The 15,166-nt window shown below is 66.8% G+C and carries 14 protein-coding genes; 11 read left to right on the top strand and 3 right to left on the bottom strand.

What is annotated here, in order from left to right; genetic code table 11:
* Positions 1-11: 11 nt before the first annotated feature.
* A complete protein-coding gene (locus tag HX774_RS06720) occupies positions 12-398 on the top strand; it encodes an MFS transporter permease (protein WP_178825354.1) in 387 nt (128 codons plus the stop codon).
* Positions 395-613: a GDCCVxC domain-containing (seleno)protein gene (locus HX774_RS06715; RefSeq protein ID WP_178825352.1), complete on the top strand. Its 219-nt coding sequence runs from the start codon at positions 395-397 to the stop codon at positions 611-613. The genes HX774_RS06720 and HX774_RS06715 overlap by 4 nt, the downstream gene beginning before the upstream one ends.
* A gap of 237 nt (positions 614-850) precedes the next feature.
* Here the strand turns inward: HX774_RS06715 and HX774_RS06710 are convergent, their stop codons facing one another.
* A complete protein-coding gene (locus HX774_RS06710; RefSeq protein WP_178825349.1) occupies positions 851-1,273 on the bottom strand; it encodes a helix-turn-helix domain-containing protein in 423 nt (140 codons plus the stop codon).
* A gap of 67 nt (positions 1,274-1,340) precedes the next feature.
* Here HX774_RS06710 and HX774_RS06705 point away from each other — a divergent pair, with 67 nt between their 5' ends.
* The 7 genes from HX774_RS06705 (at position 1,341) to HX774_RS06675 (ending at position 10,795) form a co-directional block, all read left to right on the top strand.
* A complete protein-coding gene (locus tag HX774_RS06705) occupies positions 1,341-3,473 on the top strand; it encodes a heavy metal translocating P-type ATPase (protein WP_178825346.1) in 2,133 nt (710 codons plus the stop codon).
* A gap of 135 nt (positions 3,474-3,608) precedes the next feature.
* Entirely contained in the window at positions 3,609-3,953 is a 345-nt protein-coding gene (locus HX774_RS06700) for a hypothetical protein (RefSeq protein ID WP_178825344.1), read from the top strand.
* A gap of 53 nt (positions 3,954-4,006) precedes the next feature.
* The gene (locus HX774_RS06695; protein WP_178825342.1) at positions 4,007-5,260 is read left to right on the top strand and encodes a TolC family protein; all 1,254 of its coding nucleotides are present in this window, start codon (positions 4,007-4,009) and stop codon (positions 5,258-5,260) included.
* Positions 5,257-6,438: an efflux RND transporter periplasmic adaptor subunit gene (locus HX774_RS06690; RefSeq protein WP_311769948.1), complete on the top strand. Its 1,182-nt coding sequence runs from the start codon at positions 5,257-5,259 to the stop codon at positions 6,436-6,438. The genes HX774_RS06695 and HX774_RS06690 overlap by 4 nt, the downstream gene beginning before the upstream one ends.
* 12 nt (positions 6,439-6,450) lie before the next feature.
* Positions 6,451-9,672, top strand: a complete 3,222-nt coding sequence (locus HX774_RS06685) for an efflux RND transporter permease subunit (protein ID WP_178825340.1) — start codon at positions 6,451-6,453, stop codon at positions 9,670-9,672.
* Between the two features lie 113 nt (positions 9,673-9,785).
* Complete coding sequence (locus HX774_RS06680; RefSeq protein WP_178825338.1) at positions 9,786-10,385, top strand: isoprenylcysteine carboxylmethyltransferase family protein; 600 nt, start codon at positions 9,786-9,788, stop codon at positions 10,383-10,385.
* Positions 10,386-10,435: 50 nt separating this feature from the next.
* Entirely contained in the window at positions 10,436-10,795 is a 360-nt protein-coding gene (locus HX774_RS06675) for a hypothetical protein (protein ID WP_178825336.1), read from the top strand.
* 98 nt (positions 10,796-10,893) lie between these two features.
* On the opposite strand, the gene HX774_RS06670 is transcribed toward HX774_RS06675, so the two are convergent.
* On the bottom strand, positions 10,894-11,703 hold the full coding sequence (locus tag HX774_RS06670; protein ID WP_178825334.1) for a universal stress protein: 810 nt from the start codon (positions 11,701-11,703) through the stop codon (positions 10,894-10,896).
* Positions 11,700-13,742: a heavy metal translocating P-type ATPase gene (locus tag HX774_RS06665; RefSeq protein WP_370523361.1), complete on the bottom strand. Its 2,043-nt coding sequence runs from the start codon at positions 13,740-13,742 to the stop codon at positions 11,700-11,702. The genes HX774_RS06670 and HX774_RS06665 overlap by 4 nt, the downstream gene beginning before the upstream one ends.
* On the opposite strand from HX774_RS06665, the gene HX774_RS20385 reads away from it, so the two are divergent.
* Positions 13,683-14,141 carry a hypothetical protein gene (locus HX774_RS20385; RefSeq protein ID WP_370523363.1) on the top strand — a complete coding sequence of 153 codons (459 nt, stop codon included), beginning with the start codon at positions 13,683-13,685 and terminating at the stop codon, positions 14,139-14,141. The genes HX774_RS06665 and HX774_RS20385 overlap by 60 nt on opposite strands.
* A 282-nt stretch (positions 14,142-14,423) precedes the next feature.
* A partial coding sequence (locus tag HX774_RS06660) for a cation diffusion facilitator family transporter (RefSeq protein WP_178825330.1) occupies positions 14,424-15,166 on the top strand: 743 nt, incomplete at its 3' end.

Here is a 15,166-nt window from a genome sequence, read left to right as displayed (position 1 = left end):
CAGGATAGCCCATGGCGACCGACCCAAACCGCACCCGCATTCCAGAAGTCGCCGTCAGCGCCTCAGCGGCGGTCGGCGGGTTCGCTTCCCTTCTTGCATGGGCGGCCTGCTGCGTCCTGCCGTTGGTGCTGTCGATTGCAGGCGTATCCTTCGCGGGCGTCACCGTGTTCGCCGGCGCGCGCCATTGGTTGACCCCGATCGCCGCCGTGGTTCTGGCCGCCGGGTGGCTGCTGCACTGGCGCCGCTCTCGGATGTGCCGACGCGATACGGCCTGCGGACGACCTTCACCGCTGGCCTTCTGGCTGCTTGTCATCGCCACGCTGCTGATCGTGCTTTCTCTCGCCTGGGAGCCCTTTGTCGAGCCCTGGCTCCTGCCTCAACTGGCGGCCGTCAAATGAAGGCGCCCGTCCTGCTCCAGTCCACGCTGACCTGTCCGCATTGCGGCCATGTCGCGACCGAGACCATGCCCACCGACGCCTGCATCTGGTTCTACGACTGCCTCGGCTGCGGCGTGAAGCTGAAGCCCTTGCCCGGCGATTGCTGCGTCTTCTGTTCCTATGCCGACGTGCCCTGTCCGCCGATCCAGGAGGATGGCAAGGGCTGCTGCGGCTAGCGATAGTACGCATCTGGACCGAAGCCCCGCGTCGCCAAACCTGGTGAACGCGGGCGTTCCGTTTCTTCGTTGATCGCCAGTTTGCCTTTGGCGTTGAGCCGGCCTGAACGCGACGGCGGGCAGGTCATTGGCCGCGTCGATCGGCACGCCCGACGCCTTCACTCGGAATATCGGGCCACCAGTTGACTGGCATGGGCACGGGTCAAGGCGGTTGTCTTGGACGGTAGCAAACAGAGCCTAGTGTCTGTCGTGCAAGCATCCGCTATGGTCACCTAGGACCTCAATCACGCGGCAGTTTGCAGCCGAATCCTGGGCGCATTCCGTCATGCGCGCGACCTCGGTCCGCAAAGCGGTGAGCCGCGCGATCTTGTGGTCGATATCGGCGAGGTGGGACCGGGCGATGCTGTCGGCTGATAGACAGGGGCGGCTCGGGTCTCCTGCCAGCGCCAGAAGTTCACGGATCGGTTCGATCTCGAAGCCGAGTTCGCGCGCGTGTCGAATGAACCGCAGGCGTCGCAGATCATCGGCATCATAGAGGCGCCGGTTTCCTTCCGAGCGAGGCGGCGACGGCAGGAGCTGAATCTGCTCATAGTAGCGGATCGTCGGCGCCTTGATCCCGCTCGCTTTGGACGCCTGGCCTATCGTCACGCCCTGGCTCATTTTATCGCTTGCTCCTCTAGTCGCTAGAGGAAGTAGCGTCGCCCGGCGTTCGAAACAAGGAGCTCTCATGCCGCCGGAAACTCTGGAAACCCGATATCGCGTGACCGGAATGGATTGCGCAGGCTGCGGCTCCAAGGTCGATACGGCGGTCCGGAAACTGCCGGGCGTCACAGATGTCGCGGTGGCCGTCTCTTCAGGCCTGCTGAAGGTCACACACGACGCCGATTTCGCAGGTGAGGGCGTGCTTCGCCAGATCCGCAATCTGGGCTACGGCGTGGAGGTCCTCATTCCGCTGGAACCTTCGGCGGGTTCGGAGATCACCTCATCGAGGCTGAAGGGCCCCTGGTGGTGGACCCGCAAGGCCAGGTTGACGGCGGCCTGCGGCGTCGCCCTGGTCGCGGCCTATGTCTTTGGCTCTCTTTTTCCGTCCATCGAGCGCGCGGCCTTCCTAATCGCTCTCGCTGTCGGCCTTATTCCGGTCGGCTGGCGCGCGATCACCGCTGCTCGGTACGGGACGCCGTTCTCGATCGAGATGCTGATGACGATTGCGGCGGTCGGAGCCGTCTTCATCGGCGCTGCAGAAGAAGCCGCGGCCGTCGTCCTTCTGTTCCTGGTCGGCGAAATGCTGGAGGGCGTCGCTGCGGGGCGGGCCCGCAAGAGCATCCAGGGTCTGACCGACCTGGTGCCCAAGACCGCCCTGGTCGAAATCGATGGCCAGGTCAGTGAAGTACCGGCTGAAAGTCTTGCGCTCGGCGCCGTCATCCTTGTGAGGCCGGGCGACCGTGTGCCGGCCGACGGCGACGTCGTTGAAGGCGAGGGCGAGATCGACGAAGCCCCGGTGACGGGAGAGAGCGTACCCAAGCGGAAAATGGCGGGCGACCCCGTCTTCGCAGGGACCATCAATGTGGGCGGCGTCCTGCGGGTCCGGGTCACGGCCGCGGCCGCCGACAACACGATTGCGCGGGTCGTGCGTCTGGTGGAGGAGGCGCAGGAATCGAAATCGCCGACCGAGCGATTCATCGATCGCTTCTCGACAATCTACACGCCCGTCGTCCTCGTCGTCGGCGCCCTGGTCGCGACCGTTCCGCCGCTCGCGTTCGGCGCATCATGGAGCGAGTGGATCTACAAGGGTCTGGCGATCCTCCTGATCGGCTGTCCTTGCGCCCTCGTGATCTCGACGCCGGCGGCCATCGCTGCGGGTCTCTCCGCAGGCGCGCGGCGAGGCCTGCTGATGAAGGGCGGAGCTGTCCTCGAAACCCTGGGCAAGATCAACGCCGTCGCCTTTGACAAGACCGGGACGCTGACATCAGGCAAGCCGCTCGTGACCGACGTCGTGGCGGGCGCGCGAACTGAAGGGGAGGTGCTGTCGCTGGCCGCGGCCCTGGAAACCGGATCGAGCCACCCTCTGGCCCTGGCCATCCTCAATCGCGCGAAGGCCGACGGCGTGTCCATCCCGCCGGCATCATCGGCCCGGGCGATCCCGGGGGAGGGCGTCGAAGGGACCGTGGGCGGCGCGCAGGTCTTCCTGGGATCGCCGCAGGCCGTCGCCCGGCGAGTCGGGCTTTCGGCGTCTCAGGACGCGGCGATCGCGGGCCTCAACGCCGAGGGCAAAACCGTTTCCGTGGTCGTGGCCGATGGCCAGGCGGCGGGCTTCCTGGCCATGCGGGACGAGGCGCGGCCCGACGCTGCGGCGGGCCTCGCGCGCCTCAAGGCCATGGGGGTTCGCGCTATAATGCTGACTGGAGACAACCGGCGCACAGCGGAAGCGGTCGCCAACGGTCTCGGCGTCGAAGTGCGGGCTGAACTGCTGCCGCAGGACAAACAGAGAATCGTCAGGGAATTCCAGGCGGAGGACCTTGTCGTCGCCAAGGTCGGCGACGGCATCAATGATGCGCCCGCGCTCGCCGCCGCCGACATCGGCATCGCCATGGGCGGCGGCGCCGACGTGGCCCTGGAGACGGCTGACGCGGCGGTGCTGCACGGGCGTGTCCAGGACATCCCCGACATGATCGTCCTGTCCAGGGGGGTGATGGGCAATATCCGTCAGAACATCACCATCGCCCTGGGCTTGAAGGCGGTCTTCCTGGTCACGACGGTGATCGGCGTTACCGGTCTCTGGCCCGCCATCCTCGCTGATACAGGGGCGACGGTGCTCGTGACCGCCAACGCCATGCGTCTGCTGCGGTGGAGACCGAATTGACCAGGTCGCCCTTCAGGTCGCCAGCATCGCGCTTTGATCACAAGCTGGGCTTGCGGTCTCCAGCGGGCTGCGGCTCCAGAGGCGGTGCGACCATGACGGCATTGCCGGTCGCCGAGACTGTGGTAGGAATGGGTCATGTTTGAATGGTCGAACAGGACACTTGTGGTGGGGGCGCTTCTTGCGCTCGTCATCGTTGTGTTTGGCTTCCTGCCGGCCGCTGACGCAGCGGCCTGTGCGCCAGAGGCGCGGGCTGATGTCGCGTCGTCATCCATTTCAACCTCTCCTGATCACGAGACAAGCGGTGATCTGAAACACGGCGTTTGCACCCATGGTCATTGCCACCATGGCTCGACGGGTATGCAGCCGGCGTCGATCCTTGTTCCGGCCAACCTGAGCAAGGCCGATGACAAGGCGGCGCTGAAAAGCGACCTGATGGCGTCTCGAACGCCCGCCGGCCCGGATCGCCCTCCCAGAGTCTGACGAGAATGCCGCGCCTTCGTGCGCCCATCCGTCAGAAATCTGGGAAATGAACCATGTCTTCTTCATATCGTCGGCTGTCGCTTCTGGCGGCCGGCAGCGCCGTGGTCGCGATAGCGACAGCGGCCGCCGCTCCTGCCTGGGCAGATCCAGCGCCGAGCTACGAAACCCTGCTTGAACGCATCGGCCAGACGCCCGTCAACGTCGAGGCCGGCGCCCTGTTCGACGCCGCCGAGGCGCGGGTCCGACAGGCGCGCACGCGTCCCAATCCAATTGTCGGCCTGACCGCCGACGGTGTCCTGGGGAGCGGTCCCTATGACGGCTACGGCAACGCCGAAACCAGCCTCGCCCTGACCCAGGATCTCGAACTCTGGGGGCGTAGGGGCGCCAGGGTGGACGTCGCGCGAAGCGAAGCCGGAGCATCGGCTCTTCGTCGCGATCTCGCCGGCGTCGACGCGGCAGGCCGACTGGCGCTGGTCTACGCAGAAGCCGAGGCCGCAGATCGTCGCTTTCAACTGGCCAAGGAGGCCTTGACCATCACCTTGGCCGACGCTCGAGCGGCCCTGTTGCTCGTGGAGGAGGGCCGCGAACCCCTGTTGCGCGGCATTCAGGCTGAAACCGAGGCGGCTTCAGCGCGCGCTTCGCTCGATGAGGCGGGAGCCGAACGCGAGGCCGCCTTCGCCCGGTTGACGGCGACGGCCATGCTGCCGACGGCCGTCACCTCCATTGATGCGGGCGTTCTGGATCGCGCGCCCTCGGCGCCGGATCGTTCCGGAGCGGTTTCACCTGTCGTTCGATTGGCGGAAGCGGAGCGCGATACAGCCGAACGACGTATCCGGGTGGAGCGGATCAATGCTCGCCCGAACGTCAGCGCCTCCGTCGGCGTCACCCGCTATGAAGCCGAAGACGCCACCGCATTGACGTTCGGCGTAAGCATGCCTCTGCCGTTGTTCGATCGAAACCGGGGAAACATCCAGGCGGCGCAGGCCGAGTTCCGGGCGGCTGACGCCCGCCTCGACGGCGCCCGGCTCGATGAATCCGCCGACCGAAGCGCAGCCCTGGCCCGACTGAACGCCTCCGGCAGCCGTGTGGGAGCGACCGACGCCGGCGTGACCTCGGCCGAGGAGGCCTACCGCCTGTCCCGGTTGGGTTTTGAAGCTGGGCGCATCTCCCAGCTCGAACTGCGCGCGTCCCGCGCCGCCCTGATCTCCGCCCGCAACGCCGCCGTCGACGCCCGCCTCGCGCGGGTCCGGGCGGAAATCGACCTAGCGCGCCTGCAAAGCCGCATCCCGTTTGGAGCCGCCCTGTGAAAACCCAGATAAAGACCAGAAAATCCTGGCTGATGGCCGGGGCCGCCGTAGCGGTCGTCGTCATCGGCGGCGCGGTCTTCCTCATGACCCGCGACGGTGCCCCGCCCTCGACGCCGGTTCCCGCGTCCGCCGAAGCCGGCCACGAGGGGGAGGCCGCTGGTGAAGCCAAGGAAGGCGTCATCACCCTGACGCCGGCGCAGATCGAGGCGGCCGGCATAACGGTCATGGCGGTCGGACGCGGCGGTGGCGGGGAGACCCGTCTTGCCGGGCGAGTCGAGCCTATGATCGACGCCCGCGCCGCCGTGGCCGCCTCCGTCAGCGGCCGGGTCGAGCGCGTCCTGGTCGCGCCGGGTCAGTCGGTGCGCGCGGGTCAGGCCCTGGCGGTGCTGGTGAGCGGCGATGCCGCCACCTTCCGCGCCGACGCCGACGCCGCCGCCGCCGCAGCTGATGCGGCCAGGCGCGCCTATCAAAGGAACGACAGTCTAGCGTCCCAAGGGGTGGTGGCGCGTCAGGAGGTTGAAACCTCACGCGCCCAATCCCTTAGTGCAGACGCCGCCGCGCGCGCCGCTCGCGCCAGGGCGTCGGCGGCGGGCGGTCCCAATGCCTCGGGTCGCATCAGCGTCTCCAGCCCGATCGCGGGCGTGGTGACGTCGGTTCAGGTCGGCCCGGGCGGGTTCGCGCCCCAGGGCGGCGTGATCGCCGAGGTCACCAATCCAGCACGCGTGGAACTGGTGTTCAATGCGCCGCCAGCGCTCGCCGCCCAGGTACGGGCGGGTTCGGCCTTGCGGGTGCAAGGTCCGACCGGTGAATTCGACGCTACCGTTACGGGCGTAGCCGTGGGCGGAGCGGGCGAGAGCGGCGCGACGCTCATTCGCGCTCGACCGTCCGGCGGCGCCCTGCCGCCCGCAGGATCGCCTGTCAGCGGCGCCCTGGTGACGGGAGGAGAAGCCGACGGCGTGACCGTTCCTACCGAGGCCGTCCAGACGGTGGAGGGGGGGACCGTCGTCTTCGTCCAGGTCGAGGGCGGCTTCCGGGCCGTTCCCGTCCTGGTCGGCCGTCAGGCTGGCGGCCGGACCGAAATCCTGCGCGGCCTCGCTGGCGACGAACGTATCGCCGGCGCGAAGGCCTTCCTGCTGAAGGCGGAGCTCGCCAAGGGCGAAGCCGAGCACGGCCACTAGGAGCGACGGATCATGTTCAAAGCTCTCATTGAGGCGTCCGTCCGCTTCCGCTGGTTCGTCGTCCTGGCCGTGGCTCTTGTCGCCGCTTTCGGCCTGTTCGAACTGACCAAGCTGCCGATCGACGCCGTTCCCGACATCACCAACCGACAGGTCCAGATCACGACCGTCGCCCCGGCGCTCGCGCCCGAGCAGATCGAAAGGCAGGTCACCTATCCGCTCGAGACGGCCATGGCCGGCATTCCGGGATTGCAGAGCACCCGCTCCCTGTCTCGCAACGGCTTCAGCCAGATCACTGTCGTCTTCACCGATCAGACCGACATCTATTTCGCCCGCCAGCAGGTGGCCGAGCGGATGCGGCAGGCGTCGGACAAACTGCCTGAAGGCGTCGAGCCCAATCTGTCGGCCATCACGACGGGCCTGGGCGAGGTGCTGATGTGGACGGTCGACTACGTCCCCTTCGGTCCCAAGACCACGGTGGCTGCCGGGAAGCCGGGCTGGCAGGCTGACGGCGCCTATCTGACGCCGGAAGGCGAGCGGCTGACGACGCCGCAGCAACGCGCCACCTACCTGCGCACCGTGCAGGACTGGATCATCGCTCCGCAGATGCGCACCGCTCCCGGCCTGGCCGGGGTCGACGTCAATGGCGGCTATGTGAAGGAATACGCGGTGCGGCCCGACCCGGCCGCCCTGACCCGCTACGGCCTGGGTATGAACGATCTGGTGCAGGCGCTCGACCGCGCCAACACCCAGGCCGGCGCCGGCTATGTCCAGCGCGCGGGCGAGGCCCTGGTGGTCCGCACCGACGCCCTGGCCACGACGATCGAGGATCTGGCTCAGGCGCCGGTCGTCAATCGCGGGGGCCTGGTGGTCCGCGTCGCCGATGTCGCCAAGGTCGAGATCGGCCAGGCGCCGCGTCTGGGCGGCGCCAGCCGCGACGGCCATGAAGCCGTCCTTGGCACCGCCCTGATGCTGGCCGGCGAGAACAGCCGAACGGTGGCTCAGGCGGCTGCCGAGCGGCTGGAGCAGGTCGGCGCCTCCCTGCCGCCAAGCGTGGTGGCTGTGCCGGTTCTGAATCGAAGCGAGCTGGTCAACTCGACCATCTCGACCGTGGCGCGCAACCTGATCGAGGGGGCGCTCTTCGTCATCGTCGTCCTCTTCCTGCTGCTCGGCAATTTCCGGGCGGCGGCGATCACGGCCCTGATGATCCCGCTGTCCTTCCTGTTCGCCGTCATCGGCATGAACCGGTTCGGCATCAGCGGAAACCTGATGAGCCTGGGCGCGCTCGACTTCGGCCTGATGGTCGACGGGGGCGTCGTGGTGATCGAGAACACCCTGCTGATGCTGACGCAGAGGCGGGGCGAACTTGGGCGTATGCTGACCCGGCATGAACGCCTCGGCGTGGCCGTCCAGGCGGCCCGGCAGATGATCAAACCGGCCGCCTTTGGCCAGCTCATCATCCTGCTGGTCTTCACGCCCCTGCTGATGCTGGAAGGGGTGGAGGGCAAGACCTTCGTGCCCATGGGGGCGACGGTGATGCTGGCCCTGGTCGGCGCCTTCATCTTCTCCTTCACCTTCGTGCCGGCGATGACCGCTCTGTTGGTGCGGGACCCCAAGACGGTCCATCTTGGACCGGATGGAAAGGCCGAGGAGCACGAGACGCGCATCCTGCGTTTCGCCCGTCGCTGGATCCAGCCTGCCATTTCGGCTGCGGTTGCGCGGCCGAAGATCGTCCTGATCGCCGCCCTGGCGATGTTGGGCGTGGGCGCGGTCTCCTTCATGACCCTGGGCCGGGAGTTCATCCCGACCCTGGATGAGGGCGACATCGCCATGCAAGCCTTGCGCGTGCCGTCCGCCTCTCTGGAGCAGTCCCTGGCCATGCAGATGGCGCTGGAACGCGCCATCAAGGCTCAGCCGGAAGTAGAGACGATCTTCTCGAGGACCGGCACGGCTGAGGCCGCAGTCGATCCCATGCCGGCCAACATCTCGGATGCAGTCATCATCCTCAAGGATCGCAAGGACTGGCCTGATCCCAAGCTGCCAAAGGAAGATTTGATCGCTCGGATCGAGAAGGTCGCGGGCCAGCAGATCGGCAACAGCTTCGAGTTCAGCCAGCCGATCGAACTGCGCTTCAATGAGCTGATTTCGGGCGTCCGCACCGACCTCGCTGTCATGGTCTATGGCGACGACTTCGACACCCTGCAGAAGACGGCGGAAGCGGTCGCGGCCAAACTTAGGGCTACGCCTGGATCGGCCGATGTGCGGGTGGAGCAGGCGTCCGGCCTGCCGACCCTGACCATCAGCGTTGATCGCTTCGCGGCGGCCAACTACGGCCTGTCCGCCGCGGATGTCTCGGAGGCGGTCTCGGCCGCCGTCGGGGGCGCCGAGGCGGGGCGGATCTTCGAGGGCGACCGCCGCTTCGATGTCGTCGTGCGTCTCCCCGATGACGCGCGCAACGATCCCGCCACTCTCGCCGCCTTGCCCATCGTCTCGAGCTCGGGGGTGATCGTGCCCCTGTCTTCAGTCGCTCGCATCGAGACGACTGAGGGACCGAACCAGATCAGCCGCGAGAACGGCAGCCGACGCATGGTGGTCCAGGCCAATGTGCGCGGTCGCGACCTCGGCGGCTTCGTCGCCGACGCGCAAGCGGCGGTGAGCGAGGTCGCTCTGCCTGTCGGCTATCGGCTGGATTGGGGCGGGCAGTTCGAGAACCTGAAACGGGCCGAGCAACGCCTGGGACTGGTCATTCCCATCGTCTTCATCCTGATCGGCGTCCTGCTGTTCATGGCGCTCGGATCCTTCGCGGAGGCGGGGCTGGTCTTTGCCTGCGTGCCTCTAGCGCTCGTCGGCGGCGCGCTGGCCCTGTTGCTCAGGGGAATGCCGTTCTCGGTCTCTGCGGCGGTCGGCTTCATCGCCGTGTCCGGTGTCGCGACCCTGAACGGTCTGGTGCTGATGCAGGCGATCCGGGAACGGCTCCAGGCGGGCCTGGAGCCCGTTGCGGCAGCCATCGAAGGCGCGTCCAGTCGTCTCCGGGCGGTGCTGACCACCGCCCTGGTGGCCATTGTCGGCTTCATCCCGATGGCGCTGGCCCACGGCGCAGGGGCCGAGGTGCAGAAGCCGCTGGCCACCGTGGTCATCGGCGGTCTGCTGACCGCCACGGCCCTGACCCTGCTCGTCCTGCCGGCCTTTGCGGCCAAGGCGGTCAAGCATCGTAAATCGGAGGGGGTCGAGGACTGAATCCCCTCGCGCCAGCGGACCGAGGGCGGCGTTGACCGCCGTCCTCGGTTCTCCTTTCGAAGCTTGCGGCGCCAATCCGGCGCCGTCGCCGGCTCACATCTGAAAGTCTCCCAATGGTCGATATCCAACGCGTCCAGTTGTGGCGCAAATACATCCTCGCCGCAGGGCTTGCGGTCATGTTGGCGTGGACGGCCACGGTTCGGGCTGTCCCCTACCTGGAGCACCCTGTCGAACACCTCGGCCTCGTCAGCATCCTGGCGTGCATTCTGGGTCGCGCCTGGTGTTCCCTCTATATCGGCGGTCGCAAGAAGCAGGAGATCGTCGACGTCGGTCCCTATTCCATCAGCCGCAATCCGCTCTACGTGTTCAGCTTTCTCGGTGCATTCGGGGTCGGTGCCCAAACAGGCAGCCTTGTTGTCGCCGTCGTTTTCGCTGCGGCGGCCTATGGGGTCTTCCGTGTCGTGGTCGGCCGCGAGGAAGCCTTTCTGGTTCAGGCCTTCGGGCCACCCTATGAGGCCTACGTCTCCAGCACCCCGCGTTTCCTGCCGAATTTGTCGCTTTGGCGGGACGCCGACGTGCTTTCCATCCGGCCCGTCTTCTTCTTGCGAACGGTCCGGGACGGTCTGGTCTTTCTACTCGCCGTGCCGGTGTTCGAGTCCCTGGAGCTGCTGCAACGCGCCGGCGGGTTCACCTCCCTGTTTCAACTGCCCTGAGCGGAGCCTGGAGATGAGCGAAATGGCGATGCGGACGTGGAGGAATTGTTATGCCCAAGCGTCGGCGTAAGGCCCGACGACCGGCCGTTCGGCGGAGCGCGGAGCGACGCGTTCATCCGGCGGTCGGCATAGGCCTTCTTCTGTTTGCCGTGACGGGAGCGGGGATCGGCGGCTTCCTGTTCTCGTTCATCTGGCTCGGACTCTATCGTCTGCCGCTGCACCTCGGCTTTCCGGCGGCTCTTGTCGGGCTCGGCGCCATCTATGCCGTGATCGGAAAGCGCGATCGCCACATGTTGATAGGTCTCGGCCTGCTGTTCCTCGTCTTGGTTGGGGGAACCGCGGCGCTATACGTCTCAAGAGACGAAGTGCGGCTCGGGCATATCGATCGTTCGACCATGTCTATGAACTGAAGCAGGGCGGCGCGCCGGCCGGACCCGTCCTTCCTGGCGACGGCGAGAGCCGGTGCGTCTCCCTGATGCAGGGAGCGCCCCGGCGTTGTGGAACCGTCCTAGTGCGACATCAGCCACGACAGTTCGACGTCGGTCTGAAGGCCGCTTGTCATGCCGCCCCACACACGTTGCGCCAAGGGTCCGCGACCGAAGGCCCCGGTGACGATCAGGTCGGCGCCGAGACGGCGAGCTTCGCCGAGAAGGTCTTCAGCGCCCGTGGAGCCAGCTGACGCCGGGATAGGGTTGACGGCGGCTGTCACGTCGTGCCGCTTCAGATGAGCCGCGACGGCTTCGAGCTGACCCTGTTCGACCTCGTCCCCGACGCCGATCACGGTCACGACTTGAGCGCGCTGGAGCAGCGGCAGGGCGTCGTGCAAGGCGCGCCTCGCCTGAGGCGCATCCTTCCAGCCGATGACCACATTGGAAAAGCCGCGGCCCTTGGCCGCCTGCCCGAAACGCAGGACGGGGCCGCCGCCGTGGATGGCGAGTTCGCCTGCGTTCGGAAGCAGGCAGGCGACCGGCGGCGCCGAGGAGGTGACGAGCAGATCGGCAGTGAGCAGGTGATCGCACAAGGAGCGGGCGGGCTCCGCCACGCCGGAAATCCATTCGGCGGTTTTCGCATCGGAGCCGAAGACTTGAAGAAAAGCGCCGTGGGCGGCAGCGAGGGCGGCCTCCATTCTTCGCGTGTCCTCGAGGACCGAGAGGGGGTTGCTCGCCAGAGCCGTCCTGAGCGCCGACGTGCGGGGCCAGGCGAAGCAGGCCGCTTTCACTCGAGCGTCGAACCCCGCGGCGAGATCGCGAGCATGTTCCAGGGTCTGGACGAGATCGTCCCTCGGCGTCGCATCGACGATGATGTCGCGGTAGATCATGACTGTTCTCCCGTCCTGTCCCTGTATGCCAGCAGTCGCAGGGCGTTGAACACGACCAAAAGCGTGGATCCCTCGTGCATGGCGACAGCGGGGCCGATGCCCAGGCCGAATATCGTCGCCGGAACCAGGAACGCAACGACCCCCAGGCTGACGAAGACGTTCTGAAGGATGATCGCCCGGGTTCGGCGACTGAGACCGACAGCAAAGGGGAGGTGGGCCAGATCGTCGGCCATCAGGGCGACGTCAGCGGTTTCCAGCGCCACATCCGAACCCGCGGCGCCCATGGCTATGCCCACAGTGGCGTTGGCCATGGCCGGAGCGTCATTGACGCCGTCGCCGACCATGGCGACCTTGGCCTCAGCTCGGAGCCTGTGGATCGCCTCGACCTTGTCTTCGGGCATCAGATCGCCCCAGGCCTCGTCGAGCCCGACCTCGCGCGCCACCGCGTCGGCGACTTTCTGATGGTCGCCCGAGATCATGATCATGCGGCGAATGCCCAATTTTCGGAGCTGCGCGAGCGCGATCCTGGCGGCCTCGCGCGGCGTGTCCATCAGGCCGATGGCGCCCAGGTCCCGGTCCCCCTGCCGAACGACCATGGTGGTCCTGCCATTGTCCCGCAGGGCCGCGATCGCTTCCTGCATCGGGCGGGACAGGGGGGCGACGCCCTCTGAGCCGAACAGTTCGGCCTTGCCGATCAGGATCGTCTGGCCGTCTACCTGGGCGGAGACGCCGCGTCCCGTCAAACTGTCGAGGTCGGAAGCGAGAGGCAAGGCGGTCTCACCGAGCCGCTCGCGACCATCACGCGCGATGGCCCGAGCCAAGGGGTGGTCGCTCAGACTCTCGACTGCGACCGCTATCGACAGCAAGGCGGTTTCCGTCACGCCGGGGGCGGGGACGACATCAGTGATGCGGGGGCGCCCCTCGGTCAGGGTGCCCGTCTTGTCGAAGGCGATGGCCGAAAGCGATCCCAGGTTTTCGAGTGGGCCGCCCCCCTTGACCAGGACGCCGCCGCGGGCCGCCCGCGCCACCCCCGAAAGCACCGCGCTGGGCGTGGCGATGGCCAGTGCGCAAGGGCTAGCGGCGACCAGGACCGCCATCGCGCGATAGAAGCTGTCGCGGAAGGGTTCGTCCACCACCACCCCGGCGAACAGGAGAAGGGTCGCCAGGGCCAATACAGAAGGCACGAAGATGCGTTCGAACTTCTCGGTGAAGCGTTGGGTCGGGGATTTCTGAGTTTCCGCCTCGCTGACCATCCGCACGACCTTGGCGAGGGCGCTGTCTGTCGAGCGTCGGGTCACTTCGATCTCGATGGCCCCGCTGCCGTTGATGGATCCGGCGAAGACGCGATGGGCGGCGTCCACCGCATCGGGGGTGCGGCGGGCTTCGGCCTCGTCATCGACCGGACGCTTGTCCGCCGGAATGCTCTCGCCGGTGACGGGAGCCTGGTTGATGCTGCTGACACCCTTCAGGACAAAACCGTCGGCCGGGAGGCGCGCATCGGGTTTCACGACGACCACGTCGCCAACCGCCAGCTCCTCGACCGGCGTCTCCACCAGTTCGCCGTTCTTCCGAACCAGCGCGGTGCGCGGCGCGAGCTCCGCCAAGGCCTCGATAGCGTGCCTGGCTCGCCCCATGGCGTAGTGCTCCAGCGCATGGCCCAGGCTGAACAGGAACAACAGCAAGGCGCCTTCGGCCCAGGCGCCCAGCGCGGCGGCTCCGGCGGCCGCCACCAGCATCAGGGTGTCGATCTCGAACCGCTTAAGCCGGAGGTTTTCGATCGCCTCCCGAAGGGTGAATACGCCGCCGAAGACATAGGCGCCCAGATAGAAGGCCAAAGGAACCCACGAGGGCAGGGCGAGCAGTTTTTCGATGGCGAACCCGACAATCAACAAGGCGCCGCAGACAAGAGCGAAGATGAGTTCCGCGCCGCCGCCATGGGCGTGGGCAGGCTCTGCGCCATGTTTCGGTTGGCCCGACCCGTGGCCGTGATCGCGACGTTCGACCGACTCCGCAGGGGGCGCCGCCGGTTTGGCTCTCATTCCGAGAGCCCTGTCCAGCTCCTCGCGGAGCGCGGGTTCGCCTATGATCGTGCGATCGTACTCGACACGGACTGTTCCTCCAGCGCCGACTTCAGCTTCCAGGACGCCCGGGGCGGCCCTAAGTCGTGCGCCGATCGTCCGTGCCTGGCGCTCATATCGACTGTCGATCCGCCACACGGCGTGGCCGTATCGCTGGGAGATGTCGGCGCCGACCGCTGCAGCGAGTTCGCGAATCCGGGCCATAGACAGGAGGTCGGGATCAAAGTGAATGCACAGCTGCGCGGCCGCTTCATCGCTCATTGCGACGACGTGGACGTCGTCGACGCCCTCTCTTCCACGGATATCAGAGAGCAATCGGGCGACACAGGCGTCGGCCACGTCGGGGACGTCCGGCAATAGCAGCGGAATGTCGAGTCGGAGCTTTTCAGTCATTCTCGATCTCTGGCTCAGCGTGACGTGAAGTTGCGTTGATCCAGATCACACCCATGCAGTCGGCGCCGTCAACGCATAGTCGCCGTTTCCACGGCGACTTGGGACGAATACCGATTCCAAGCGGCGCAGGGGCAGGGTCTGGCGCTCCTGTTCTCGTCGTTTCGATCGATCAGGACTGTTGCGGGGCGAAGCATGTTCGCCAATGATCGATCAGGCCAGACATCGACGGCGCCCACCAGGAAGAGCTTCATGGCCCAAGGTCATTCTCACGGCGCCGACGCCAGCAGCAAGCGCCTGATATGGGCGCTCGCCCTGACGTCCAGCTTCCTGATCGCCGAAGTCGTCGGGGCCGTGGTGTTCAAAAGTCTGGCCCTGCTGTCGGACGCGGCGCACATGTTCACCGATGTCGCTGCGCTGGCGATCGCGCTGGCGGCGATCAAGATAGGCGAGCGTCCGGCCGACGCTGTGCGGACCTTTGGCTATCGCCGGTTCGAAATCCTCGCCGCCGCCTTCAACGCCGTCCTGCTGTTCGTGGTGGCCGGCTACGTCCTCTATGAAGGCGTTCTGCGCCTGTTTTCGCCGGAACCCGTTGGCTCCGTCGGGATGCTTGTCGTCGCCTCCCTGGGCCTGGTCGTGAACCTCGTGTCGATGCGGCTTCTGGCCTCTGGGGCGAACGCCAGCCTGAACGTGAAAGGGGCCTATCTGGAGGTTTGGGCCGACATGCTGGGCTCCGTCGGGGTGATCGGCGGCGCCGTCCTCATCATGCTGACGGGCTGGACCTGGGTCGATCCGGTTGTCGCGATCGGCATCGGCCTTTGGGTGTTGCCGCGGACCTGGATGCTGTTGAAGAACACCACCCATATCCTCCTTGAAGGCGTGCCCAAGGGCCTGTCTCTGGAGGCGGTGCGCGCGACGATCGCGGCCGTGCCGGGTGTGGCTGAAGTCCACGACCTGCACCTATGGGGCGTCAGCAGCGATGATGTGAACGGCTC

The sequence above is a fragment of the Brevundimonas sp. P7753 genome, assembly GCF_013386595.1.
Taxonomy (GTDB): Bacteria; Pseudomonadota; Alphaproteobacteria; order Caulobacterales; family Caulobacteraceae; genus Brevundimonas; species Brevundimonas bullata.
This window is presented reverse-complemented; position numbering and strand designations above follow the sequence as displayed.